The organism is Ornithinibacillus scapharcae TW25 (genome assembly GCF_000190475.1).
Classification (GTDB): domain Bacteria; phylum Bacillota; class Bacilli; order Bacillales; family Amphibacillaceae; genus Ornithinibacillus; species Ornithinibacillus scapharcae.
In genome coordinates this window covers 51,719-77,798 of sequence record NZ_AEWH01000060.1, presented here as the reverse complement: position 1 = coordinate 77,798, position 26,080 = coordinate 51,719, and the positions used below count along the sequence as shown (strand labels likewise).

General features: G+C 36.5%; 23 protein-coding genes. All 23 read left to right on the top strand.

All coding sequences use genetic code 11. The annotated features are described in order from the left end of the window. Positions 1-2: 2 nt before the first annotated feature. The 23 genes from csrA (at position 3) to G5W_RS22980 (ending at position 26,058) form a co-directional block, all read left to right on the top strand. Positions 3-227 (top strand): carbon storage regulator CsrA, encoded by a 225-nt coding sequence (csrA, locus tag G5W_RS0117060; protein WP_010098528.1) that lies wholly within the window; start codon positions 3-5, stop codon positions 225-227. An 82-nt stretch (positions 228-309) separates the two neighbouring features. Next, positions 310-654 (top strand): flagellar protein FlaG, encoded by a 345-nt coding sequence (flaG, locus tag G5W_RS0117055; protein ID WP_193372412.1) that lies wholly within the window; start codon positions 310-312, stop codon positions 652-654. A 17-nt stretch (positions 655-671) separates the two neighbouring features. Next, positions 672-2,156, top strand: a complete 1,485-nt coding sequence (locus G5W_RS0117050) for a flagellar hook-associated protein 2 (protein ID WP_010098526.1) — start codon at positions 672-674, stop codon at positions 2,154-2,156. Between the two features lie 30 nt (positions 2,157-2,186). Next, complete coding sequence (gene fliS / locus G5W_RS0117045; protein WP_010098525.1) at positions 2,187-2,585, top strand: flagellar export chaperone FliS; 399 nt, start codon at positions 2,187-2,189, stop codon at positions 2,583-2,585. Beyond that, positions 2,585-2,938 carry a flagellar protein FliT gene (fliT, locus tag G5W_RS0117040; protein ID WP_010098523.1) on the top strand — a complete coding sequence of 118 codons (354 nt, stop codon included), beginning with the start codon at positions 2,585-2,587 and terminating at the stop codon, positions 2,936-2,938. The genes fliS and fliT overlap by 1 nt, the downstream gene beginning before the upstream one ends. Before the next feature lie 207 nt (positions 2,939-3,145). Further along, a complete protein-coding gene (hpf, locus tag G5W_RS0117035) occupies positions 3,146-3,694 on the top strand; it encodes a ribosome hibernation-promoting factor, HPF/YfiA family (RefSeq protein WP_010098522.1) in 549 nt (182 codons plus the stop codon). Between the two features lie 297 nt (positions 3,695-3,991). Next, positions 3,992-6,505 (top strand): preprotein translocase subunit SecA, encoded by a 2,514-nt coding sequence (secA, locus tag G5W_RS0117030; protein WP_010098521.1) that lies wholly within the window; start codon positions 3,992-3,994, stop codon positions 6,503-6,505. A 402-nt stretch (positions 6,506-6,907) separates the two neighbouring features. After that, positions 6,908-8,006 (top strand): peptide chain release factor 2 gene (gene prfB / locus G5W_RS0117025; protein ID WP_237706232.1). Its coding sequence is split into 2 segments (ribosomal slippage): positions 6,908-6,970 and positions 6,972-8,006, totalling 1,098 coding nucleotides; the frame shifts between segments, so codons are not numbered across the junction. A 150-nt stretch (positions 8,007-8,156) separates the two neighbouring features. After that, on the top strand, positions 8,157-8,507 hold the full coding sequence (cccB, locus tag G5W_RS0117020) for a cytochrome c551 (protein WP_010098519.1): 351 nt from the start codon (positions 8,157-8,159) through the stop codon (positions 8,505-8,507). A gap of 287 nt (positions 8,508-8,794) precedes the next feature. Beyond that, positions 8,795-11,176 carry a coiled-coil domain-containing protein gene (locus G5W_RS0117015; RefSeq protein ID WP_010098517.1) on the top strand — a complete coding sequence of 794 codons (2,382 nt, stop codon included), beginning with the start codon at positions 8,795-8,797 and terminating at the stop codon, positions 11,174-11,176. Between the two features lie 18 nt (positions 11,177-11,194). Next, entirely contained in the window at positions 11,195-11,596 is a 402-nt protein-coding gene (locus G5W_RS0117010) for a hypothetical protein (protein WP_010098516.1), read from the top strand. Between the two features lie 11 nt (positions 11,597-11,607). Continuing rightward, positions 11,608-12,537, top strand: a complete 930-nt coding sequence (locus G5W_RS0117005) for a DNA repair ATPase (RefSeq protein WP_010098515.1) — start codon at positions 11,608-11,610, stop codon at positions 12,535-12,537. Between the two features lie 20 nt (positions 12,538-12,557). Further along, positions 12,558-14,411, top strand: a complete 1,854-nt coding sequence (locus tag G5W_RS0117000; protein WP_010098514.1) for a DNA repair ATPase — start codon at positions 12,558-12,560, stop codon at positions 14,409-14,411. Between the two features lie 358 nt (positions 14,412-14,769). Next, a complete protein-coding gene (locus G5W_RS0116995) occupies positions 14,770-15,888 on the top strand; it encodes a glycerate kinase (RefSeq protein ID WP_010098513.1) in 1,119 nt (372 codons plus the stop codon). A gap of 445 nt (positions 15,889-16,333) precedes the next feature. Continuing rightward, positions 16,334-18,400 (top strand): methyl-accepting chemotaxis protein, encoded by a 2,067-nt coding sequence (locus G5W_RS24400; protein WP_010098512.1) that lies wholly within the window; start codon positions 16,334-16,336, stop codon positions 18,398-18,400. 334 nt (positions 18,401-18,734) lie between these two features. Then, positions 18,735-19,085, top strand: coding sequence for a G protein-coupled receptor family protein (locus tag G5W_RS0116985; RefSeq protein WP_010098511.1), 351 nt, complete (start codon positions 18,735-18,737; stop codon positions 19,083-19,085). A gap of 14 nt (positions 19,086-19,099) precedes the next feature. After that, positions 19,100-19,930 carry a L,D-transpeptidase family protein gene (locus tag G5W_RS22990; RefSeq protein WP_010098509.1) on the top strand — a complete coding sequence of 277 codons (831 nt, stop codon included), beginning with the start codon at positions 19,100-19,102 and terminating at the stop codon, positions 19,928-19,930. A 637-nt stretch (positions 19,931-20,567) separates the two neighbouring features. Then, complete coding sequence (gene ftsE, locus G5W_RS0116975; protein WP_010098507.1) at positions 20,568-21,254, top strand: cell division ATP-binding protein FtsE; 687 nt, start codon at positions 20,568-20,570, stop codon at positions 21,252-21,254. Beyond that, positions 21,244-22,137 (top strand): permease-like cell division protein FtsX, encoded by an 894-nt coding sequence (gene ftsX / locus G5W_RS0116970; RefSeq protein WP_010098505.1) that lies wholly within the window; start codon positions 21,244-21,246, stop codon positions 22,135-22,137. The genes ftsE and ftsX overlap by 11 nt, the downstream gene beginning before the upstream one ends. A gap of 111 nt (positions 22,138-22,248) precedes the next feature. After that, on the top strand, positions 22,249-22,449 hold the full coding sequence (locus tag G5W_RS22985; RefSeq protein ID WP_010098503.1) for a hypothetical protein: 201 nt from the start codon (positions 22,249-22,251) through the stop codon (positions 22,447-22,449). Positions 22,450-22,646: 197 nt separating this feature from the next. Beyond that, a complete protein-coding gene (locus G5W_RS22485; RefSeq protein ID WP_010098502.1) occupies positions 22,647-23,585 on the top strand; it encodes a murein hydrolase activator EnvC family protein in 939 nt (312 codons plus the stop codon). 259 nt (positions 23,586-23,844) lie between these two features. Further along, complete coding sequence (locus tag G5W_RS0116960) at positions 23,845-25,308, top strand: S41 family peptidase (protein ID WP_010098500.1); 1,464 nt, start codon at positions 23,845-23,847, stop codon at positions 25,306-25,308. Between the two features lie 171 nt (positions 25,309-25,479). Further along, complete coding sequence (locus G5W_RS22980; protein WP_010098498.1) at positions 25,480-26,058, top strand: hypothetical protein; 579 nt, start codon at positions 25,480-25,482, stop codon at positions 26,056-26,058. Positions 26,059-26,080: the final 22 nt, after the last annotated feature.

The following is a 26,080-nucleotide window of genomic DNA, read 5'->3' as shown; positions in this document are numbered from 1 at the left end:
TGATGCTAGTTTTAACGCGAAAACTAAACGAAGCAATTCAAATTGGTGACGATATTGAAATAAAGGTGCTTTCCATCGAGGGCGATCAAATAAAACTAGGTATCGCTGCACCAAAATCGGTGGAGATTCATCGTAAGGAAATCTATATGGATATCCAAGAACAGAATAATGAGGCGGCTAATGTCTCAGTAGATTTACTAAAATTACTAAACAAAAATGCGGAATAGATACCATAAGACTAGTTAACTTTTTTGGAATTTATCCGATATAAATAATAAATGTTTGTAAGGAGTTGCATGGGGGATGCGAATGGACTCAGTTTCCGTTGGTACAACAACATCCTTGCAACACAGTGACAACATAAGACATACAGCAGAGATACAAACTGTTATGCAAGCGAATGAGACAAATGAACAGAAACAAAAACCAACATTAAAACAAGTAGAAACAGCAGTAGACAAGCTTAACGATTTTGTTGAGCCATTACGAACTAATTTAAAATTTGAATTACATGAAGAACTGAATGAGTATTATGTAACCATTGTTAATCCAAATACGAATGAAGTAATCAAGGAGATCCCATCTAAAAAAATTTTGGATATGTATGCGGCAATGGGAGAATATATGGGATTTCTTATTGACAAAAAGATATAAAAAAGAGGTGAAACGATATGGTAATGCGTATCGGAGGTTTGGCTTCAGGAATTAACACAGATGAGATTATTCAAAAGCTAATGTCGGCAGAAAGACTGCCGTTAGATAAGATGAATCAGGACCGTACGTTACTTGAATGGCAGCGAGATGGTTACCGTGAAATCTATCAAAAGCTAGAAGAAATGGATAGATATTCTATCTATGAAATGAAAAAGCCTAGTACTTATAACTCGAAGACGGTTACGTCCTCATTAGAAAGTGCTGTAACTGCTACTGCTACTACAAGTGCTTTAGAGGGTTCATATAGTATTGAAGTGTCTAAATTAGCTTCTTCTGCTATTAAGGTAGGTACGGATAAAATTGGCATTGATCCGAATAAAGCATTAGATGAGCAGGGAGTTGCCACTGGTAAGGTTTACTTTAATACTTTTGATGTGGAAACAAATGCTATGAAACAACGTGAAGTTGAAATCGAAGCTGGAGACACGCTTAAGGATGTTCTCAAAAAGATTTCGGATGATAAGACTAACAATGTTAGAGCATTTTATGACGAACAATCACAGAAAGTAATTTTTGAAACAACTAGAACAGGGGATTATAACCAAGGTGGTGAAGAAATCACCTTTGATAGTGATTTCTTTAATAGTACATTAAAGCTTCAAGGTGCAGTTGAAGTCGGTGGAACTGATGCGGAATTTAACTATAACGGGGTTGAATTCACTTCCAAAACTAACGAATATACAATGGGTGGCGTTACATTCAAATTTAATAATGTAACTGAACCAGGTGTTAAAGTTAATTTGAATGTAGAAGCTAACGTGGATCAAGCCTTTGATCAAATTATGGATTTTGTTAACAAGTATAATGAACTTGTGGACATGATTAACAAGTCTCAGACAGAAGAAAGATACCGAGATTATAAACCGCTGACCGAAGAACAGAAGGAAGGAATGTCTGAAAAGCAAATTGAGCTTTGGGAAGAAAAAGCAAAAAGTGGTATTCTTCGTGGCGACACGATGTTAACTTCTGGTCTTTTTAACTTACGAGAAACATGGTACTCTGATGTTCAAAATGGTGGTCAGTACAATGTTCTTACACAAGTTGGTATTTCTACAGGTAAGGATTACTTAAATGGTGGAAAGATTGAAGTAGATGAAACCAAACTTAAAGAGGCGTTGAAAGAAAATCCAGATGACGTTTTCAAATTATTTGTTAACAATGAAGACGGTGATGGAAGAGGTCTCATTAATCGACTTGAAGATTCCATCGGAAATATGATGAAAGGCATTGAAGAACGTGCCGGTAAATCTACTAGTACACTTGATAATTATACTCTTGGTAGACGAATGAAGGACCTAGATACAAGAATTTCCAACTTTGAAGATAGACTTTTAAGTACTGAAAATCGCTATTGGAGACAATTCAATGCGATGGAACAAGCGATCTCTCGACTAAACAATCAGTCAGCACAATTATTATCCCAATTTGGTGGCGGAATGTAATTTAACATTTCAAAAAGGAGTTTTTACCTTATGGCTTTGAATAAATATCAAGCATATCAAAATAATGCTGTTAATACTGCCACTGGTGGCGAATTAACGCTTATGTTATATAATGGCTGTCTCAAGTTTATTAAACAGGCTATAAAAGATGTACAAGACAACAATATTGAAGCAAAAAATACGAATATCCAAAAGGCACAAAAAATTATACAAGAGTTAATGATTACGTTAGATCAAAGTGTTGAAATTTCAAAACAAATCATGCCTTTATATGACTACATGTATAATCGTTTGATGGAGGCTAATATCAAAAATGATATTAATATCTTGGAAGAAGTCCAAGGATTCGTTGTGGAATTCAGAGATACTTGGAAACAAGTAATCTTAAAGACTAGACAAAAGCAATATGCTCAAGGTGAGCATGTATAATGAACCGAGTACAACCAATCTATGATATTACTGTTCATATACAAGAATTATTAAAGGCTGAAATCACGACTCAAAATCGTCCAAAGGTAATCGAAGAAATTAATTCTTTGCTAAATCAAAGGGGCTTACAAATGGAAAACATTTCGGAGCCCTTTACGAAAGAAGAGCTGGAATTAGGAAAGAAACTCCTTCCATTAAATGAACAAATCCAGCGTTCTATGGATCAGTTATTTAACGGATTAAAGTCTGAAATGAAAGCAGTCAAGAAACAAAAAAACTCAAATAGAAAATACACGAATCCATATGAAAAGGTTCATACCGTTGATGGGATGTTTATGGATAAGCGTAAATAGATGAAAACTTCTAGAATAAGTCTAGAAGTTTTTTTCTTAGCTTTTGTTATGATGAAAATGTAAATATATTGTAAAGCCGAGAAGCTATTAGTACCGGCGTTTTTGGCTTGTTTATTCAGTTTTGTTTACAAAATGGACAAGTTTAGATAGGAATTATCCTGGGAAGTATAGTATAATATATGTAAAGATAGAAAAGGAGGACACTTTATGAAATTCAACATTCGTGGTGAAAATCTTAAGGTTACGGAATCAATTAGAGAGTACGTAGAGAAGAAGATTGGTAAGCTTGAAAAATATTTTGATAGCGTACAGACCTCAGAAGTATATGTGAATTTAAGTGTCTATAATAACAAACAGCGTATCGAGGTAACGATACCGATGACAAGTCTATTATTACGAGCTGAAGAAGAACATACAGATTTATACGCTGCTATCGATTTAGTATTAGATAAGTTAGAAAGACAGATTAGAAAATATAAAACCAAAGTTAATCGTAAGCCACGCCAAAATGGAATGCCGAAATACATTGGTGGTAATTTAGCAGAAATACCAGAAGTTTTAGATGAAGTTGAAGAAATGGAAATTGTAAAAACGAAACGGTTTGATTTAAAGCCAATGGACCCTGAAGAAGCTGTCTTACAAATGGATCTTCTAGGTCACGCATTCTATGTGTTTCAAAATGCAGTTTCCGGTGAAACAAATGTTGTTTATCGACGTAAAGATGGTAAATATGGTTTAATTGAACCGAATAATTAATATACGGACTCCAGGCGATCTCATATTAGAGATCGCCTTTCATATTCCATGGTTCAGTGTGATGTAGTTGGCATATAGAATTAAGTAATGTTATTATTTATTGTATAGATAGTTGAAATAATAGTTATTAATACTAAATTTTGATAGTGAAGCGATACATTGCCGATGGAATAATCTGGTATAATGGTAGGTGGGTAAACATACACTTCATAAACGAATAGGTCATACTATATTCGGGCAGTGGGCAATTGAAGAATATCCATTCTTATTTTCACTATAGAATTGAGGAGCGTAGCAATGGCAGGTTTTCTAAAAAAACTTTTTGATGGTAATAAAAAACAATTAGGACGATTACAAGAAATTGTTGACCAAATTGAATCATTAGAACCCGATTTTGAAAAATTATCGGATAATCAACTTAGACAAAAAACAGAGGAATTTAAATCCCGCTATTCGAATGGGGAGAGCTTAGACGACCTAATGGTTGAAGCCTATGCAGTGGTTCGTGAAGCTTCCAAACGTGTGTTAAATATGCGTCCATTCCAAGTTCAAATTATGGGAGCAATTGTACTTCATGAAGGTAATATCTCAGAGATGAAAACTGGTGAAGGTAAAACACTAGCTTCTACAATGCCTGCGTATCTGAATGCAATATCAGGTGAAGGTGTACATGTTATTACGGTAAACGATTATTTAGCAGAACGTGACTCGAAGCAGATGGGGCAATTGTTCGAATTTCTAGGGTTAAAAGTTGGTCTGAACACGAATGGTCTGTCCAAAGAAGAAAAACGAGAAGCATATCAAGCCGATATTACATATGGAACGAATAATGAATTTGGTTTTGATTACTTGCGTGATAACATGGTCTTGTATAAAGATCAAATGGTTCAGCGACCATTAAACTATGCAATTATTGATGAGGTTGACTCAATTTTAATTGATGAGGCAAGGACGCCATTAATTATTTCCGGGTCTGCTCAAAAGTCAGCATCACTTTATACACAAGCGAATTCATTTGTTACTACATTAAAACGTGATACAGATTATACGTATGATGAAAAGACAAAGGGAGTTCAGTTAACGGAAGATGGAATCAATAAGGCTGAGAGTTATTTTAACGTTGAAAACTTATTTGATCTAAATCATGTAACGTTAACTCACCATATTGGTCAAGCATTACGAGCGCACGTATCGATGCACCGAGACACAGATTATGTTGTCGAGGATGGTGAAGTTGTCATTGTCGATCAGTTCACAGGACGATTGATGAAAGGTCGACGTTACAGTGATGGTCTTCATCAAGCAATTGAAGCGAAGGAAGGTCTCAAGATTCAAAACGAAAGTATGACGCTAGCGTCTATAACTTTCCAGAACTTTTTCCGTATGTACAACAAGCTTGCAGGTATGACCGGTACAGCGAAAACGGAAGAAGAAGAATTCCGTAGCATCTACAATATGAATGTAGTTGCGATTCCAACGAATAAACCAATCTCTCGTGTCGATTATCCAGATAAGATCTACAGTACAATGAACGGTAAGTTTAAAGCAGTTGTAGAGGATATTAAGGAACGAAATAAACTTGGTCAACCTGTACTGGTAGGTACGGTGGCTGTTGAAACATCAGAGCTTATCTCCCAATATTTGAAAAAAGCTGGAGTTAAGCATGATGTTCTAAACGCGAAGAACCACTATCGAGAAGCAGAGATAATTGAACATGCTGGTCAGAAGGGTGCAGTTACTATTGCAACCAACATGGCTGGTCGTGGTACCGATATTAAACTAGGTGAGGGAGTACTAGAACTCGGAGGTTTAGCAGTAATTGGTACAGAGCGACATGAATCAAGACGTATCGATAATCAGTTACGTGGACGTTCTGGTCGTCAAGGTGACCCTGGTTTGTCTCAGTTCTATTTATCAATGGAAGATGAATTGATGCGACGATTTGGCTCTGACAATCTAAAAGCAATGATGGATAAGATGGGAATGGATGATTCTCAGCCTATCGTCAATAAATTTGTATCTCGTGCTGTTGAATCAGCACAAAAACGTGTAGAGGGTAATAACTATGATGCACGTAAAAACGTCTTAGCATATGATGATGTATTACGAGAGCAACGCGAGATTATTTATAAACAACGTTTTGAAGTAATCGATGCAGAAGGTAATGAGCTTCGTACGATCATTGAAAGCATGATTAGTTCATCACTGGAACGAGTGATTCACTCACATGCACCAGAAGATGAAGAGGAAAAATGGGATCTACAAGCTATTGTAGAGTATGTTCATGGTAACTTATTAGACCAGGATTCCCTGTCTGTAGATGAACTAAAAGGAAAAGAAACAGAAGAAATTCACGAGCTTATTATGGCTAAAGTAAGTACTCGCTACGATGAAAAGGAACAAGAACTTTCAGAAGAGCAAATACGTGAATTTGAAAAAGTTATTCTGCTTAGAACGGTTGATACGAAATGGATGGATCATATCGATCAAATGGATCAGCTTCGTCAAGGTATCCACTTACGAGCATATGGACAAAATGATCCATTACGCGAGTACCAGTTGGAAGGATTCGCAATGTTTGAAGGTATGGTAGAAGCCATTGAGGATGAAGTCGCTCGCTACATCATGAAGGCTCAAATCCGTGATAATTTACAACGTCAAGCTGTAGTGAAAAATACACAAGCTGTTTCCGGTGGTGGAGATGAGAAGAAGAAAACGCGAAAACCATTTGTGAAATCAGAAGACGTAGGTAGGAACGATCCATGCCCTTGCGGTAGTGGCAAAAAATATAAAAACTGCCATGGACAATAAATAGTTACAAGAACACTCCCAACTATTTGGGAGTGTTTTCATGAGACAAGAGATATTGGAGCGGGGATGAATTCCGCTAAAGACAAAGAGTCTGCTCGGTCTGAAGTGAAATTAACGAAGTCTCAGGAGTCACCCGAGCCGAAGTAAGATTCACGCGTTCATTTCGAAATTTGTGAGGCCCTAAGTTAATCTTACGCGACCATGGAATTTTGTCGCACGTAAATAAGTTAAACTTACGCCACTAAGGCTACCTCCCGTTACAGGCACTAACTCACGCGCGAAAAGAGTCAAACACGCGGATTCGTGTCGCGTATTTATTACCTGTTGCGTGACACCATGCAACAATTAAAATAAAATTAATTTAATTTAATTTAATTTAGGAATAACTATAGAGGTGAAAATATGGAATTTAATGAAATTAGAAGTGAATTAGATAAGATGAATACCCGCATAGCGGATTTTAGGGGGTCTCTTTGACTTAGAAGCAAAGAAGGCTCGAATTGAGGAATTAGAACATGATATGACATCTCCAGGTTTCTGGGATGATCAGAATGCTGCACAGACCGTAATTAATGAAGCGAATGGATTAAAAGGTTTTGTGAATAGCTTTGAAAGTATTATTAACCAGCATGAGGATTTAGAGGTAACATTTGAACTGGCTAAAGAAGAAAATGATGCCGAGCTATTAGAAGAACTTAAAGAATTGCTTGGATCGTTAAAGAAAGAAATTAATGATTTTGAATTACAGATGCTATTAAGTGAACCTTACGACGCGAATAATGCGATTTTAGAGTTACACCCTGGAGCAGGTGGAACCGAGTCTCAAGATTGGGCAAGTATGCTACTTCGCATGTACCAACGTTGGGCAGAACATCATAATTTTTCTGTGGAGACATTAGATTACCTACCTGGTGAAGAAGCAGGTGTGAAAAGTGTAACACTCCTTATCAAGGGGCATAATGCGTATGGCTACTTAAAGGCTGAAAAAGGTGTACATCGTTTAGTGCGTATATCTCCATTTGATTCTTCTGGACGTAGACATACTTCATTTGTTTCTTGTGATGTAACACCAGAAATGAGTGATGATGTGGATATCGAGATTCGAAATGAGGACATAAAAGTAGACACGTACCGGGCAAGCGGTGCAGGTGGGCAGCACGTAAACACCACAGATTCTGCAGTACGTATTACACACATTCCAACAAACATTGTAGTGACATGCCAAAATGAACGTTCTCAAATTAAGAACCGTGAAGCAGCCATGAAGATGTTGAAATCTAAGCTATATCAGCAAGAAATTGAAAAACAACAGCAAGAATTAGCGGCCATTCGTGGCGAGCAAAAAGAGATAGGCTGGGGTAGCCAGATCCGTTCTTACGTTTTCCATCCTTATTCAATGGTAAAGGACCACCGAACTAACGTTGAAATTGGAAATACCCAGGCAGTAATGGATGGAGAACTTGATCCATTTATCGATGCATACTTGCGTTCACAACTATAAAAAATCGAATTGCTAATTTTGTCAAAAAGTACCACAAACCTAGATGATTACAGTAAATAACCCAAATTATGGCAACTTTGTGGCTGGTATATTTTTTGCAAAAGGATATACTAAACATGAAAGTACCAAACTTAGATTGGGGGATTTCAAATGAAAAAATGGTTATTGGCAATCCTATTTGGTTCTGCGTTAGTACTTGGCGCTTGTGGCGGTGAAGATGAAGCTGATGATAATGGCGCTACAAATGATGCAGGCCAAACTGATGGTGATGAAACCGCATCTGCAGTAGAAGATGTCTATGAAGCAAACTGTGCAGCTTGTCATGGAGCAGATCTATCTGGCGGCGCAGGTCCGAACTTACAAGCAGTAGGGGCTAATTACTCTGCTGATGAAATTAAAGATATTATCTTAAACGGTAAGGGGCAAATGCCAGCACAAAATAATCGTGTTAGTGATGACGAAGCACAGCAGCTTGCGGACTGGTTAGGTGACAAGAAATAACTTATGAAAAGGGCTTAGACTGATGTATCAGTTTAAGCTTTTTTTATTTATGATTAGTTATGGAGAATAAAATCGATTAAATTTTATCTCATATCCACAATTTAGTAATGGAAGGTGTTTTAGGTAATAAGAATGAAAGGAAATCTATTGGCAAATATACCCCCTACATAAAATATAAAAGTACTTAATGAAATCCTAATAAAAATCCACTATAATTAGTTTATTAACTAGTAATAAAGTAGCAGATGTAGGCTCACCCTTGTCTTACATCAGGGAGGAATACACAAATGAAAAGTTGGCTTAGCAAGGACGATAAGAGAGTCTTTATCTTATTGGGGATTTTAATGGTACTAGAGGCATTGAATATAGGTCTTTTGTCGGATATACATTGGATATCGTCTCAATTTATAACAGTATTATTTTTAATATTAACTAGTATTCTACTAGCTATTTCCTACCAGGTTATCAAAGAAAAATATAAGTATTTTACCGAGAACCATCATTCTGGTTTAAAGGAACAGCTTGAAATCATGATGGAAACAGTAAGAAATTCTGAGCAAAATTTGTTAGCTACAACCCAGAAACAATATGAACTATTAAGTAAGGGTCTTCATACAGTAGAAGAACAATTTAGTAAACAATTACAAACACTTTCTGACAAGATTAGTGACTCAAGGGAAAGTATGCTGCAAGTGTTACAAGATAGCAAAGAAGAACTATTGAAAGACTCAAAAACTAGTTTTATAGCGTTAACAGAAAAGGTAGAAGAACACCATAAAGTATCTAGTCAGCAAATACTAAATACAAGTAAGCAACTGTCAGATAAAGTTCAAAATAACGGTGAAATAATAATAACAGCGTTAGAGCAAGAAGAAGCTAGGCTTTCGGAACAAATGAATTTAGTAGCCAAACAGCAAAAGGTAACAATAAGTGGCTATAAGAGTGAGCTAATAGAAACATTAAACCAGCAGCACGAAACAGAAACAAACTTAACTATGCAGGAAGCGGCAAGAATGTTAGAGGAAATTAACATAATAAGTGAACGACTGTTAAATACATATACAGACAAGCATGACAACCTAAACAATGAGATTAAGGAACAAACTCAACTGACAGCAACCAACATCCTCCAAGCGAAAGAACAAATATCAGCATTCTTGGAGTTAATGCAGGTAGAGAACGATAATGTACTAGAAAAAATGACTCAAGCAATAGTTGGCAATCATGAACAATTAGTACATACTCTCTACGAGCAAAAGAAGCTAACTACTGATATCATAACCAACGGAAATCGTGATGTAGTTGAAAACATTCAGTATGTAGTTGAAAATCAAACAAATGTAGTAAGTGATCAATTGAATCAAGTGAAAGATAACTTAGGCGAACGAGCTATTAAAGCTAAGGAAGAAATTTTGAATAAAATCAATGAGGATTCACTTGTAATTGTTGATAGAATGAATGAACAGTTTGATCAAGTGGCTAAGGAACAGCACCAACAAGTTGCTGATATACTCAATGGATTGGACCATGTTACTCAGGCTATTAATGAACATACGCTAGAGAGTACAAGTAAAGTTCTTGAAGAAGTTAGCAAGAACAAGCAACTAATAACAGACCAAATTCTCGAGCTAGGTGAAACCGGTACTCAAGAACGTTCTACTATTTATCAAGAAAGTCTAGAGAAATGGAATGCGATTACTCAGGATATTCGGGAAGCAACTAAGGAGCATTCTCTCATACTAGGTGAACAAGTAAGATCCTCCCAAGAGGAAATCACTGTAAGAATTACCAAAGAAGTTAATCAATCGGTTTACCTAGCTGAACAAGCATTAGAAGAAACTCGAAAAGAAGTAATAGAGAAATTTGAGGTTATAGGCCAGAAACAGAGTGACTTAATGCGAATAATCGAGGATTTAGAGCAAGAAGATATTACGCGCTATGATAGGGCAATGAATCAAGTCGATTCCTTAAAAGCTGTCATGAATGAACTGCAAGATAATGCTATGAATCGTATACAAGAGGAACTGGCGACATTGCGTTCAAACCAGCTAGAAAGATTTCTAGAAACTAGGGATCAGGTTAGTCACCAAATTACAGATTTAAACAAACATATAGAACTTGTTACAAAGGGAATCTCTTCCATAAATGAAGAGTTAAAAGAAAATAAAGCAAACCAAGAACAACATAAAATAATTGTTACGGATATTCATCACAAAGTACAATCTTCCGAGAAGCTGACGGATCAACATAATAACCTAGAAGAAAAAGTCGATGCACTAGCTAAACAATTACAACAAATACAGGCATTAGTAACGCTTTTACAAAAAAGCTCTAGAAATCAAATTGTTGTAGAAGAAACAACAAAAAGTAATACTCGGGTAGAAAAGATAACCGATGAAGACAATGGCATTGAGGTTCTCAACCACTTTAACAAGGATTTTTTAACCCACAGTGACATGTATCAGGATGGAAAAAAGGTGTATACAGCCATCTATGATAGACAAGGTGTCATGACTGCTAGCAAAAATTATGATGCCAATGAAAATGTGATTACAGAAATGACCTATTATGCCGATGGGTCTGTCAAAGAACGAATAGAACGGATCACACGAAATGGACGTTCGAAAACGTTTGTTACTAAATTTGATCAAAGCGGAAGAAAAATATAACAACTCGGAGGGATTGCAATGTTTTTAAACCTTTTAAATAAGAAAGAAAGTGAAAATTTTCTTGAGTTAGCTTATGATGCGATGGAAATCAATGGTGTAATCAAAGAAAGTGAAGAAGCTATCGTTGAAACCTATCGAAAAGAGACCGGTTTACTAGATTATCAGTTAAAGGAGAAGTCACTAGAAGAGCTTATCACGTCATTTCAGTCCAGTACTAAAAAGGTAAAACGTGCGGTGATTATTGAGCTAGCTGGTGTGTTAGATGCCGATGAGGTAGTAGATGAAGATGAAAAGAAATGGATATTCAAACTTGGTGAGGATTTAGGTTTCCGTGAGGCAGAGATCCGTAAAATGCTTCGCTGGGTACAAGATTTTAACGACTTATTACAGGAAGGCTACGAATACATCAACAAGAAGTAGGGGGAGATAGTATGGGTTTCTTTGGGGGATTAGTAAGCAAAATTGGCGGCGCAATCAAAAGTGCTGGAAATAAAGTAAAGGAAACGGGAAAAAAAGCGGCAAGCTTCGTGAAGAATAAAGTGACAAATACATGGGCGAAGTTTACTGGGAAAGATAAATTTGAAGAAGCGAACAAGCTCTATGAAAAAATTTCAAGCCGGTATAATCGACGGCGAACGGAATTTGAAAGCGATGTAGATCGGATAACGGCAATCATAGAGAAGCACATCCAAAATATTAATAGCCATAAGAAGAAAATCAAAACCGAGCTTTTCGTAGAAATGGCGACTAATCTAGAAAAAATTCAAGATATAGAATTTAGCAAGGACTTTAGCATTGAAGCTTACAAAAATGAAGTCTACAGCTTTGATTCTATAAACACGAGGAATGATTTATACTTGATTGATTTTCATAAGCACAAGTTTAAAACAACGGTACAGGCTGTCTTCACTCTAGGATTCTATACTCGTAAGAAAGCACAAGAAACATTGTACAAAGTTCAGGAAGAAGAGAAGAAGGTAGAACATGAAATTGCGAAAATGGATGCGGAGTTATCGAAATTACATGTGATTGAGGAATCCCTTGCTAATGTGGAGCATTACTTTGCTTCGCTCATTGAAATCTATAAACAGCTTCTCGTTCGTTTGGATAATAATGTACATTATTTATACTACCGGTGTTTGCGCTTTGCTCATAAGTTAGTGCGTCAAGAGATGAGTATTAAACGTCTACCGGTGATGCAACGAAAGGAATTAGAAGCGATTATTACTGCAAGCAAAATTTTAAAAACAATGACAGAAACGCAGATTATATCACTTTCTGAAAAAACAACGATGGAAGACTATGAAAATATAATGAAGAAGAGCCATGAACAAATCAACAACGTTTATGATGCTGCTTAATGTGAGGGAGAAGGGCTTACATGGAAGAAAGAGCAAAGGAATTGGAACTATTAAAAAGTGCTTCACCATTGGAAATGACCCAGAAGTTAGAGGCATTCGAGCTGCATGATCGAAAGTCATCCCAGGAAATCATCGATGAGGTCTACAAAGAATTCGAGTCTGCTGAGCACATGACAGCAAGTGTGCTCAGACCGGTGTTTACTTCGGTGGTGGATGGGTTGATGGAACTGGGCTCTTTTGGAAAAAGTATGCGCAAGAAAGGTTTAACGGCTACAAGAATCGTGAATGATTGTGAGGCATTTTCTTATGAAGGTAGCCGAGATACACATAATGATGTGGACGGTTATTCTGAGTATAAAAATGCTGATGACAATAAAACGAATTATGGCGAGGATAACCGCAAAAAGTATGATCGAGATACATATGAAGACAAAGGGAAGATGAAGGATTACAAGCTTGGAAAACTCAAAGATGGTAGTAAACTAGTTGATGATGAGTATACCGGTGAAAAGAACAAGTTATACGTCTTTCGAGATGACCCTGATAAAAGAAGAAATGATTCAAGGTACGACTATCAAGCAGAACCTGATCATATCGTTCCATTAGAAAACATTCACCGCGATTTTAAGGGGAATTACGGTCTGACAGATGAGGATATTAAACGTATCGCAAATGCGGATTATAATTTGGCAGTAACTTCGGGAAAATTAAATGGAAGTAAGCTACATGATAGTAACTCCGAGTTTATCGAAAAGCAAGAGAAGAAAGGCAAGGATGGGTATAAACTTGACGAGACAACGAAGCAGAAAATGAGAGACTTAGAGGCACAGTCTATTAAAGCGATACGGAATGAAGTGGACAAAACCGTTGGACAAAATCTAGTTGGTAAGGGCAATGTCGATGCAGAATTCAAAAAGATGTATGGAAAAAGAAAACTAACGGATGCAGATAAGAACAGTAAAGAGTATAAACAGTTACAAAGAGATAAAGCAAAAGGGATTTACAAGGATGCTGCTGGAGTTGCTGCAGAACAAGCGAAGGATTATGCAGTAGGAAATGCCATTCTTTATATTGTGAAACCTATCTACTTTGAATTGAAAGATTGCTTCAAACATGGATTAATCAAAGGCGTGCAGGCATCCTCTGCGATCGAGGCATTTAAAATTCGTTTCGGACGAGTGAAGAAGTTTGTCCTGGAAAATGTTAGTGGATTTTTGGGTGATAATGTCTGGGAATTTGTTAAGAATTTTATTTCATCCTTGATTGAAGGAATCATTAGCTTATTCGTTGGTGTATTGAGACAAGTGTTAAAGGTGCTTAAGGAAGGTATTAAAATTTTTGCCCAATCCGCAAAAGTGTTATTTGGCAGGGACTCTAAAACTATGACTCCTGCACAAAAAGGCGATGCCATTATTAAGATTCTTGGTGGTAGTGTAATTGCTATTTCTGGTGTTGGAATTGAAGCACTGCTGAATAAAGTTGGGATTGGCGAGCCATGGTCTATCGTTCTTTCCACTTTCCTATCCGGAATAGCATCGGCATTGTTCATGTATTTACTAGATAAAGCCGATATATTTAGTGTGAAGGCTGAGAAGCGGAGAGACCGGATTGTGGATATTTTTAATGAACGAATTAAGGATATAAAAGCAGCTACAGAATCTTTTAATGTCGTGGCGATTGAAGCGTTACGTAAGCAATATGTGAAATTCAATGGTATTCAGAATAAAATTCAGTCTGCACTGGATAAGGATGATATTAATTCGATTAATAATGGCCTTTATGAGATGGCTGGTTTGTTTGAGGTGGATTTGGGTTATTCGAATACGGATGAGTTTGTGAAGTATTTTGATTCGGTAGATGTGGTGAAGTTGTAGGTACGATGAGAAAGGTGAACATAACTCCAACATTATTTTTGCCCGATATATAGGCTAAAGTGTAAACGAAGCAATGCAATCTTTCGCAATATTCTACTTAACCAGTAAACAAAGCCGATTTCTCCAAACGAGAAACCGGCTTTTTCCATACTAATTATTTCCTAACTATATCAATTAATTTGTCATATCACTTGACTCGTTATAGTAGAGTGATTCATGGAAACTGATCGCCATTCAATAGTATTATCGGTATGACTATATTATATTGAACTTAAGCATAATCTTATTCCAATTATGTTTATTTAGCGCATTTTCTATTAATTAAGTAGATCAGTACTAGTAAAGGAGGAGGTATATGATGAATATTGTTCTAGCACCAGATTCTTTTAAGGGAAGCTTAACCTCCCTAGAAGGTACCAAGATTATGAAACGTGCCATACAAACTCTTGGTAAGGGTGACCATATTATCGAAAAACCAATGGCAGATGGTGGAGAAGGAACAGTTGATGCCCTAATCACGGCTTCCGGTGGACAGAAGATTACCATTAACGTCACCGGTCCGCTCGGTGAAGAAATATCTACTTATTATGCTATTATCGACCAGAACACAGCAGTTATTGAAATAGCAAACATTGCAGGGCTCCCCCAAGTTAATGAAGAAATGAGAAACCCAGATAATACCACGACGTTTGGGCTTGGAGAAGTTATAAAGGATGCCCTCAATAATGGGTGTAAGACGTTAATCATTGGTCTCGGTGGTAGTGTGACGAATGATGCAGGGCTTGGTATGCTAACTGCTCTTGGAATGAAAGCTTTTGATAAACAGGGGAAGGAAGTGGGGATATTTGGTCGGGATCTTCTCGATGTAACGCATATCAATTTGGATAATCTTGATTATAGTCTCAAAGAAACTAATATCAAAGTTGCTTGTGACGTGGAGAATCCATTAACTGGTGAAAAGGGAGCGAGTGTGGTATATGCTCCACAAAAAGGTGCATCCCCTGAACAAGTTATTGCATACAACGAAGCGATGAAGCGATTTTCCCAACTTTTTTCGAATACCGGATTGAGTAAAACTGCCGGGGCAGGGGCTGCTGGAGGACTTGGCTTTGCCTTACTTACCCTTAATGCGGAGCTCGTATCTGGTGCACAATTAGTTGGTGAAATTTCCAAATTGGAAGAGGCAATCCAACAAGCGGACCTTGTTATTACTGGAGAAGGTCAAAGCGATGAACAAACCTTATATGGAAAAGCCCCTGGTTATATTGCTAAATTAGCTAACAAACATCGTGTGCCAGTGATTCTGATTTCTGGTAGTCTGAAGGGGAATCTATCTCTACTTTTAGAAAGATTTAGCGGATGTTTCTCTATTATTAATCAGCCACTTCGTATGGATGAGTGTATGGCGCGAGCAGAAGAGTTCCTTTTCGAGCAGACGAGGCAGGTTGTAAGTTTGATTCATGGTATAAGGAGATGAGTATGGGAAGAGGATTCTCTGGCTCTATGTGAGCTTTAGAGTCCTCTCATCTTTAATCCATTCAGTGATTTAATTAAATCCTAAACTATAAAGAAAAAAGTAATGTTAGTTCCCAGTTATCTAGTAGAACTGCAATTGTCGTACTAGTTATTTTTAACTATTTACTATTAAGGATAGTTGTAATAATATTGATACCGTTATTTCTGAAAAGAGATCATACCGGAAATGATTTTTTTAATGCTTCTATATAGGTGAAAAGACCTACACGAGAATGGTGTTCATGAGCTGAATGCACGATTATTGTAGAGTTGTTAATGGACCGAAAGACTTAGGTTAAGTGCTTCTACAAAGAAAGTTTTTATTACATACCTTGGCTATTCAGTTGGTTTGAATAGCTTTTTCTGCTGTGCTTTAAAAATAATTTTAATAGATTGGAAGGAAGAAGATGGGGAAGATGAATAGGAAGTCAGTCCGATTTAAGCGAGTAAGAAGTAGTATTTCAATGAAAGTATCTTTGGTTCTATTCGTTGCTATTGTTATAGTGTTTTCTGTGCTAGGAACTACGAGCTACTTTTTTACAAAGTCAATATTAATCGAGAATGTGGAAGATAATATTACCACGAAAAGTAATGCCATTGCTGATCAAGTAAACAGTGTATTCTCTGAAAAAGGAACAATTGTAAGACAAATTGCTACTAACCAAGAGATTATCAAGTACTTGAATAGTACCAAATCAAGGAATGATGCAACAACAAACTCTTATTATGAAGGAATAGCATCATCATTAAACCAGATTGTTGAAACGGATGAATCCATTGCGATGGCTTGGGTTGCTAGTAACAAGTCTAACTTTTTAGTAGGAAGTAATGATGTTTTATCCGATTCTAGTTTTGATATTAAAAGCAGACCTTGGTATGATTCGGTTATAGCTGAAGATGATGTTTACTTTACAGAACCGTATATGGATGAAGTGTTTGGCAAGATGATATTAAGTGCTATGAAACCTATTAAGGTAGGTGGAGAAACAGTTGGCATAGTCGCGATTGATATCTTTTTAGATCAACTACCACAAATCATGCAGTCTTATAAGATGGGAGAAAATGGGTATACATTTTTACTTTCCAAGGATGGAACGATACTTTATCACCCGAACAGTGAGATAATACTGGAACAAAAACTTCAAGCTCTTTCAGGTGAGATTGGAACAATCGGTTCTAATATGGTTGCAGGTGAAACAGGTCTTGAATTAGCTAATGTAGAAGGTAATTTACAATATATTGGTTACTCCCCTGTTCCGACTACTAGTTGGTCTGTAGGGACTGCTCTACCTGAAGAGGAAGCATTAAATAGCCTTAGCAGTTTCACCAAAATAATGGTTGTCCTATTTAGTCTTTCTACGATAATCATGATTGTATTAGTTTTCTTCTTGCTAAGGTATATGTTGAAAGAAATTCCTCGTGTTACAGGTGTTATGGCTGAACTTGCACAAGGTAATTTAAGTGAAGTAAGTTTACAAACCAAATCAATCGATGAAATGGGTAAATTGTTAACCTCTACGAATCAATTGAATACGAAGTTACGAGATATTGTTAGTCAGATTAGTGAAGTTTCTGAAACAGTAAGTAGTCATAGTGAGGAACTATCCCAATCGACAAATGAAGTGAAGACTGGCTCCGAACAAGTTGCAGTAACGATGCAGGAACTATCAGCAGGAACGGAAACACAAGCACATAGTGTCAGTAATCTAGCAAATGTGATGAGTACATTTGCTACAAAGGTACAAGTAGCTAATGACCACGGAGAAACTATTCGTGATAATTCCAAAGAAGTTCAACATATGACTGATGAAGGATCGCAATTAATGGTGAAATCGACGGAACAAATGGAAAAGATAGACCAAATCGTTCAAGACGCCGTAGAAAAGATGCAAGGACTTGATAATAAGACACAACAGATTTCTAATCTCGTAACTGTTATAAAAGATGTTGCGGATCAGACCAATCTCTTAGCTTTAAACGCTGCCATAGAGGCTGCAAGAGCTGGGGAACATGGTAAAGGATTTGCTGTTGTAGCGGATGAAGTACGTAAGCTCGCAGAACAAGTTTCTAATTCCGTTTCTGGCATAACTGATATTGTCGAGACTATCCAAACAGAAACTAGTCATGTAAGTGAATCTCTTCATGTTGGCTATCAGGAAGTTCAACAAGGAACAGCACAAATTGAAGCTACAAATCAAACCTTTGGTCATATTAATGAAGCGATAGTTGATATGGTTTACAGTATTACGACTATCTCAGAGAACTTATCTGAAATAGCTGCAAATACACAAGAAATGACTGGTAGTATAGAAGAAATTGCTTCTATATCTGAAGAATCAGCTGCAGGAATTGAACAAACTGCTGCTTCCTCTCAACAGACAAGTAGTATTATGGAAGAAGTATCTGGAAGTTCTGAACAACTTGCCCTACTAGCAGAAAAGCTGAATGAATTAATTAGACAATTTAAATTGTAATAATGAGGACGGCTTAGGTGTCTTAATTAGCACCGAGCCGTCTTTTTTTATTTCACGGTTGTATCCAAATTGAAGTTCACTGCACAGCATAATGGAAAAATAGATTAGCTCTTACTGAATTTCTTCATAGGAAACAAGTATTAAGACTATGAAACTATCAACGAGATGAAATGGGGAAAGTTAGGTTCATAGTACTATTCGACAAAATCCCTGAATACACAACAAAAGTAGTGTTTTCATGCGATTTTAGACCTAATTTTCGGAAAAATAGAAATATATTCCATCGAATATTGTATACTTTTGTTGCTAATGTAAAATGGAGGGAGGAAGGGAAATGTCGAACGAGGAGTTCTTTACGAACGGTTTGGAATCAAGAGTATCACGTCATAAGAAGAATCAAAAAAAGAAACGCTATATGTTGATAATTATCTTTACCTTAATACTAGCTTTTTGTATGGCAATTATTCCAATGATAGTTAAAAATGAATCAGCTTTATCCAAGTCAGGGAAACAAATTACTATTAGTCATGTGGCAAGTCATATTAATGATAGATTCCAACTGAAAAAAGTTCTTGCACACCCTGAGGTAGAAATGAATCAATCTGCTGTGGAAAAAAAGGAGCTTCTGAAAGAATCCAACCTAGTACAGAAGGAGGTAGAAGTTAAGGAAGAAAAAGAAAAATAGAAACAACGGAAGAAGTGGTAGAAAAATCATCAACAGAGATGGATCTACAGCCAAAACAAGTAATTCAACACAAGGTTCAGCCAAATGAAACGTTGTTTGAAATAACAATGATCTATTATAGTAATGGTAATGTACAAGAAAAAGTAGCTCACTATAACGGAATTACCAATCCTGAGAAAGAGGTGCAAGCAGGAAAGGTACTTGAGATTCCAGATCCACAATATATGATTTATCATCAAGTGACGAGAGGAGATACACTACAAAAGATTAGTCAGCAGTATTATGGATCGACAGAATATATGAATGCATTAGCAAACTATAATGGAATTTCAAATGTGAACCATGTCCCTTATGGAATAAAGATACATATTCCGAATCCAAAGGTATTACAAAAGGAGCTAGCATTTTCCGGAAGGGATAAAAAAGGAGAAAGCAAAATTCAAGAAAAAGCGGAAGTCGGTGGAGTATATCGTATCGAGGTAAGTAAAAAGAAAAATGAGCTTTACGTATTTCTTGGAGATAAATTAGTAAAAACGTTTACTGTTGGTACTGGGAGAGAAGCTTCAATGACGCCAGTAGGGGAGTTTAAAATTGTAAACAAACTAGAAAAGCCTTGGTATAGTGGGAAAGGTATCCCAGGCGGTTCTCCTGAAAATCCACTTGGAAGCCACTGGCTCGGATTAAGTGTTCCCGGTACAAATGGAACAATCTATGGTCTGCATGGAACAAATAATCCATCATCAGTTGGGAAATACGTAAGTCTTGGCTGCATTCGGATGCAAAATGCAGACGTTCAGTGGTTATATGAAAAAGTTCCAGTGGGGACTGTAGTTCGTATTTATTGAGGTTTTGAGAAAACTTTTGGTAATACCATTGCCGAGACTCGTTATGAAATACCTGAATACATACACCAGGAGCAGATAGTAAAATGTACTATGTCTCAACATGGACATGGAGAAGACCTTAAGAAACTATTTCTTAATGATATTATATGGAAAACTATCTGTTAGAAAGGTGTGTATTCTAAGTTTAAATTAATAGCTTAATCGAGGCCTTTCCTCGTGTATTTTCGAAGAACAGGTCTCTTTTTTTGTCTCTACTGCATAAATCACTGGTGAATTTGGCGTGGACAGAAAGCTAGAGGGATGAAGTCAAACTCCAGTGTCCATACATAGGGGCTAAATTATATAAGAGATAGAAGTCCCAAGTGAACAATACTCTATTGAATGTAATAGAACCTCTCTTAGATTTCTTCTATACTTCATGTAATATTTCCCATCACACCTCAACGAAAGACCCCAACTAATTACCTATAAATCGACAAAATCAGTCATTTTCCAACAAGTATAACGAGGTTTTTAAAGCTTGAAATATAATTGTAATATTTTTTTGTCAAAAAAAGCTGTTGAATGATGTTATAATGTAAGAGAAACTTAAACGAAATAAGACTTTTTGACTAATTTTAAATAAAGGTGATTAAATATGATTTTAATGAAAGACGTATATAAAACTTATGATAATGGCGTTACGGCACTAAATGGTATTAATGTCGAAATTGCTCAAGGCGAATTTGTATACATCGTTGGACCTAGTGGTGCTGGTAAATCTTCATTTATTAAACTAATGTACCGTGAGATTAAACCAACTCGTGGCGCATTGTTTATTAATAATAAAGACGTTAGTGAGATAAAGGAAAAGGATGTCCCTTTACTGCGTAGAAACATTGGTGTTATTTTCCAAGATTTCCGTCTACTTCCTAAACTATCAGTCTATGAAAATGTTGCGTTTGCATTAGAGGTTATCGAAGAACATCCGCGTAATATTCGCAAGCGAGTGATGGAAGTATTAGATTTAGTGGGTTTAAAAAATAAAGCTCGTTTTTTCCCCAATGAATTATCAGGTGGTGAGCAGCAACGGGTATCTATTGCACGCGCAATTGTAAATCATCCAAAAATTGTTATTGCGGATGAACCAACAGGAAATCTAGACCCAGAAACATCATGGGAAATCATGCGTGTCTTCGAAGAGATTAATAATAGTGGGACAACAATTATTATGGCAACACATAGTAAGGAGATTGTTAACACGATTAAAAAACGTGTTATTGCTATAGAAGACGGAACAATTGTAAGAGATGAACATCGAGGTGATTACGGATATGAAAGCTAGAACAATTAAAAGACACTTTCGGGAAGGTTTAAAGAATATTTTCCGTAATGGTTGGATGACTGTTGCTTCCGTAGGTGCTGTTACGATGACGCTGCTTTTAGTAGGAGCATTTCTTGGATTGATTTTAAATCTTAATCATATGGCTGGAAAAATTGAAGATGATGTAGTAGTTAAAGTGCTTATTGATTTGACAGCAGATGATGAACAGGTGATAGCACTAGGCGAAGAAATTGAAAAAATTCCTGGTGTAGCAACTGTGCTTTTCTCTTCTAAGGATGAGGAATTAAGCAGTTTAATCGATAGTATGGGAGAGGGTGGAGATGTTTGGGAACTTTACGAACAGGAAAATCCACTGAACCATGCTTATATAATAAAGGCGGATGAACCACAAGCTACTCAGCAAATCGCTGATGAAGTAGTGAACTTTGACCATGTAGAATCTGTAACTTATGGTCAAGAGGTTGCCCAAAATCTATTTAAATTTACAAGCTTTGCTAGAACAATTGGTATTATTTTGATTGCCGGACTTGTGTTAACAGCAATCTTCCTAATCTCCAATACTATTAAATTAACGATTATGGCAAGAAGTAGAGAAATTGGCATCATGAAATTAGTAGGTGCAACAAATGGATTTATTCGTGGGCCATTTTTTGTAGAAGGAATGCTTCTAGGGGTACTTGGTTCCATTATCCCAATTGTTGGGGTGTTAGTCGGATATAAGCTTATTGAGTCTAGCATTGGTGGTATGAGTAGTATAGGATTTGTAGAAATCCTACCGTTCAACCCATTTGCATGGCAGTTAGCCCTTATAATTCTAGTTGTAGGTGCTGGAATTGGAATATGGGGAAGTTTGATGAGTGTTCGCAAGTTCTTAAAAGTATAAAAATTAAATATGCCAAACTAATACGGATTCTGCTCGGATAGAGGGTGGAGTCCGCTTGTTAGTTTACATATTAGAGATAGATTACTAGATTAGGTGAAGGGTAGGGGAATATTGCATGAAAAAAAGCTGGGGATTTGTTTATTAGTGGGCCTAGTAGCTTTTGGCTCTTTGTCAATTGATTGGAGCAAAGTTTCCGCACAATCGAAAGAACAAATTCAGCAAGAACTTAATGACCTTCAGAAGGAACAATTACAACTTCAAGAAAAAATAAAGACGTACAATCCAATAAAAATGAAACGCAAGAAAAGATAAACGAAAATCTGAACGAACAAGCTTCTGTTCAAGAACAAATCGACGCACTAGATAGTGAATTAGCGAAAACGAAAGCATTAATTAACTCGAAACAAGGTGAAATTGATGCAACGAACAAAGAAATTAAGGATTTAAATGCTAAAGTAGATGAGTTAACGAAACAAATTGAGAAGCTAAAAGCAGAAATTGAAGAATTAATGATTCGTATAGAGGACCGTGAAGCATTATTAGCGGATCGACTCCGTTCCATACAACGAAGTGGTGGTCCGATGAGATATCTAGAGGTGCTGCTAGGATCTAAGAGCTTTTCAGATTTCATTTCAAGAACAGCTGCAGTAAATATTATGATGGATTCAGATAAGACGATTATTGAGTCTCTAGCAAAAGATAAAAAAGATGTAGAGGATAAGAAAGTAGCTGTAGAGGATAACAAAAAAGAAATTGAAACAAAACGTAATGATATAGAAAAGCAGAAGATTGCATTAGAAGCGCAGAAAAAAGAGTTTGTAGCATTACAATCACAACTGGATCAACAAATGGATGATAGACAAGTATTGTTAGCTCAACTAGAGCATGAACACCATGAACTAGAACAGTATATGTTTACACTCGAAGATGAACAGGCAATGATTAGAAAACAAGAACAGGCTATTGCAAGAGCAAAAGAGCTTGCTCAAAGTAATCTTAATCAATTAAATAGTGGTGGGACAAGCAGTAGCTCGTTTATTTGGCCTGCATCAGGAAGTCGTTCGTCAAACTATGGATATCGTGTGGACCCAATCACTCATACGAAAAGTTTCCATTTAGGTGTTGATATAGCCGGACCAGTTGGAACTCCAATTTATGCTTCTACAAATGGTGTAGCAGTTAGAGGTAATCTTTCTGGAACCTATGGTAACCATATTCTAATCGTTACGAAGATCAATGGAGTAGATTATACAACCCTATATGCTCACCTAAGTGGGTTTGCTGTCGGTGATGGTGAGGTTGTAAAACAGGGACAGTTAATTGGTTATATGGGTGCTACTGGAAGAGTTACTGGATCTCATTTACACTTTGAAGTGCATAGAGGAGGTTGGAGAGGTTTTTATCCACCAAACTCTAATGTAGTAAATCCAATGGATTATCTACCATAAGCTTGATATAATGAGGCATTGCACATATCGTGTAGTGTCTTTTTTATTTTTTCAAGAAAAAAGTTTGGCGTGTATTAACTTTTTTCGTTATGATTATAGAATAAGTTATCAAGAAAGTTTTTTCTTAGAAGATAGGAAAGTATAATAAAATTTCCGTTAGCATAAGAAAAACAAAAGCATTTGCAATGTACGAGTGAATGCAATTTTTTTCTAATATTTAGGAAGACTACCGAACATATAAAATTACTGGGGTGATAAAATGAAATTAAATAAGATACATATTGTTCTCATTTTGATTGGTGCATTACTGCTTGGTTTCGCGGGTGCTTATTTAGGTGTAACCCTTGCTAAACCAGAACAAGCAGATACTAACGTAGAGGAGCAATCCAATTCGAATAAAAACCAAAATGAAGAGTCTAATGCTAAGATACCTGAGCAAATGACGAAGGTTGCCCAGGCGTATCATCTCATTAAAGAAAATTACTTAGAAGGTGCAGATGAACAGCAATTAATTGAAGGGGCAATTGAGGGAATGTTAGCTACCCTTGGTGACCCTTATAGTACTTATATGGATTTAGAAACGATGAAAAGCTTTAATGAACAAATTGAATCGTCCTTTGAGGGTATTGGTGCAGAGGTAAGTATGGTTAACGGAGTAGTCACCATTGTCGCCCCTATTAAAGATTCGCCGGCAGAAAAATCAGGACTTAGACCAAATGATCAAGTACTTGAAGTTGATGGCGAATCATTAGAAGGTTTTAACTTGAACGAAGCCGTTGCACTAATACGAGGGGAAAAAGGCTCAGAAGTAGTGTTAACAATCCTTAGACCTGGCAATACAGAAGAATTCGAGATTTCGATAACGAGAGACACGATTCCTATCGAAACGGTATACTCAGAAATACGTACTATTGACGGTAAGAAAACAGGTATATTAGAAATTACCAATTTCTCTGAAACAACATCGGATGAATTTACAACACAGCTGAAGGCATTAGAGGATGATGGAATAGAAGGATTAGTAATTGATGTGCGAGGAAACCCTGGTGGTTTATTAAATGCTGTGGAAGATATCCTGAAGGTTTTTATACCAAAAGATGTTCCATATCTTCAAATAGAGGATCAAAATGGAAATAAAGAGCCTTTATATTCTAACTTGAAAGAGAAAAAAGATTACCCTATTACTGTTGTAGTAGATGAGGGTAGTGCGTCTGCATCTGAAATTCTAGCAGTAGCGATGAAAGAAGTTGGTTATGACATCGTTGGTAAGAATACATTTGGAAAAGGTACTGTCCAACAAGCTGTGCCATTAGGAGATGGTAGTACAATAAAATTAACCTTCTTTAAATGGTTATCTCCTGAAGGTACTTGGATACATGAAACTGGAGTAGAACCAACAGTCAAGATTGAGCAACCTAAATATTTCTACACGAACCCTGTACAAATCGAAGAACCGTTAGTCTATAATCAAACTGGTTCGACTATTGAAAATGTCCAATTAATGTTAGATGGATTAGGTTATGATATCGACAGAACGGATGGATACTTCAGCAAAGCTACGGAAGATGCGGTGAAGAAATTCCAACAAGACAATGACCTAAATCCAACTGGTAAAGTGGACCAAGAGACAGCAGGTCAATTAGAAGGTAAAATTATTGAGAAGATTCGCAGTGGTGAAGACGACTTACAATTAGATAAAGCCCTTGAAGTGCTATATCAGTAACAAGAGTAGGAATCCGCGTTGTATCGTGGATTCCTATTTTTTGTTCGAAACGATATATGTAAAGTAATACCAAAGTAAAATTGTTAAAAAAGCAGGAGTTTTTTCGACAAATGGCGAATATATAAGGTTATAATGTAGAGGATTTAACTGCATGTTGGAAGGTGAACATAAATGGTACAGGACTGGTTAATCGAAATAGGAAAGGGTATTGGAAAGGTATTTCTGAATCCTCTTTTATATTGGGCAATAGCACTTATTATTTTTGTAGGAATTAGAAGAATTAAACAGGAGAGAAAATACTTTGGCACCAAAGTATTTGATGTCCTTACGGAGTGGAAAGATACGATAGGATTTTCGCTTCTGATAGGGCTTTTCTATTCTATTGTAACCATTGCAGTCGGAATGGTTTTATCGGTGGAAGCAATATTCGTATTCAGTATGGTGACTATTATTTTAAGTCTAACCTTGCGTTTTTCATTATTATCACCGAGTTATACAATTGGAATCACCGTTGTTTTACTTATGCTGTCTCCATTGTTAGATGAGTATATAACCTTTATTCCTAAAGATATCGAGGTCAATTTTTCCGTGTTAGTAATTCTATTGGCTTTATTTTTATTTGTTGAAGCCCATTTCATCAATAGAATTAGGCAAAATGAAACATATCCAGAACTAACATTAGGAAGTAGAGGGAGCTGGATTGGGAGACATCGCATTAAACGTATAGCTATTATCCCGTTTTTACATTAATTCCATCTGGATTAATTGAACC

What these genes read in the sequence shown, in the direction of transcription:
- G5W_RS0117005 (WP_010098515.1), top strand. Translation starts at nt 11,608, where the DNA reads ATGGGTTTCTTTGGGGGATTAGTAAGCAAAATTGGCGGCGCAATCAAA.
- G5W_RS22980 (WP_010098498.1), top strand. Translation starts at nt 25,480, where the DNA reads ATGGTACAGGACTGGTTAATCGAAATAGGAAAGGGTATTGGAAAGGTA.
- G5W_RS0117015 (WP_010098517.1), top strand. Translation starts at nt 8,795, where the DNA reads ATGAAAAGTTGGCTTAGCAAGGACGATAAGAGAGTCTTTATCTTATTG.
- G5W_RS0116995 (WP_010098513.1), top strand. Translation starts at nt 14,770, where the DNA reads ATGAATATTGTTCTAGCACCAGATTCTTTTAAGGGAAGCTTAACCTCC.
- cccB (WP_010098519.1), top strand. Translation starts at nt 8,157, where the DNA reads ATGAAAAAATGGTTATTGGCAATCCTATTTGGTTCTGCGTTAGTACTT.
- fliT (WP_010098523.1), top strand. Translation starts at nt 2,585, where the DNA reads ATGAACCGAGTACAACCAATCTATGATATTACTGTTCATATACAAGAA.
- G5W_RS24400 (WP_010098512.1), top strand. Translation starts at nt 16,334, where the DNA reads ATGGGGAAGATGAATAGGAAGTCAGTCCGATTTAAGCGAGTAAGAAGT.
- hpf (WP_010098522.1), top strand. Translation starts at nt 3,146, where the DNA reads ATGAAATTCAACATTCGTGGTGAAAATCTTAAGGTTACGGAATCAATT.
- csrA (WP_010098528.1), top strand. Translation starts at nt 3, where the DNA reads ATGCTAGTTTTAACGCGAAAACTAAACGAAGCAATTCAAATTGGTGAC.
- ftsX (WP_010098505.1), top strand. Translation starts at nt 21,244, where the DNA reads ATGAAAGCTAGAACAATTAAAAGACACTTTCGGGAAGGTTTAAAGAAT.
- flaG (WP_193372412.1), top strand. Translation starts at nt 310, where the DNA reads ATGGACTCAGTTTCCGTTGGTACAACAACATCCTTGCAACACAGTGAC.
- G5W_RS0116960 (WP_010098500.1), top strand. Translation starts at nt 23,845, where the DNA reads ATGAAATTAAATAAGATACATATTGTTCTCATTTTGATTGGTGCATTA.
- secA (WP_010098521.1), top strand. Translation starts at nt 3,992, where the DNA reads ATGGCAGGTTTTCTAAAAAAACTTTTTGATGGTAATAAAAAACAATTA.
- G5W_RS22485 (WP_010098502.1), top strand. Translation starts at nt 22,647, where the DNA reads ATGATTCGTATAGAGGACCGTGAAGCATTATTAGCGGATCGACTCCGT.
- G5W_RS0117000 (WP_010098514.1), top strand. Translation starts at nt 12,558, where the DNA reads ATGGAAGAAAGAGCAAAGGAATTGGAACTATTAAAAAGTGCTTCACCA.
- G5W_RS0117010 (WP_010098516.1), top strand. Translation starts at nt 11,195, where the DNA reads ATGTTTTTAAACCTTTTAAATAAGAAAGAAAGTGAAAATTTTCTTGAG.
- G5W_RS0116985 (WP_010098511.1), top strand. Translation starts at nt 18,735, where the DNA reads ATGTCGAACGAGGAGTTCTTTACGAACGGTTTGGAATCAAGAGTATCA.
- ftsE (WP_010098507.1), top strand. Translation starts at nt 20,568, where the DNA reads ATGATTTTAATGAAAGACGTATATAAAACTTATGATAATGGCGTTACG.
- fliS (WP_010098525.1), top strand. Translation starts at nt 2,187, where the DNA reads ATGGCTTTGAATAAATATCAAGCATATCAAAATAATGCTGTTAATACT.
- G5W_RS0117050 (WP_010098526.1), top strand. Translation starts at nt 672, where the DNA reads ATGGTAATGCGTATCGGAGGTTTGGCTTCAGGAATTAACACAGATGAG.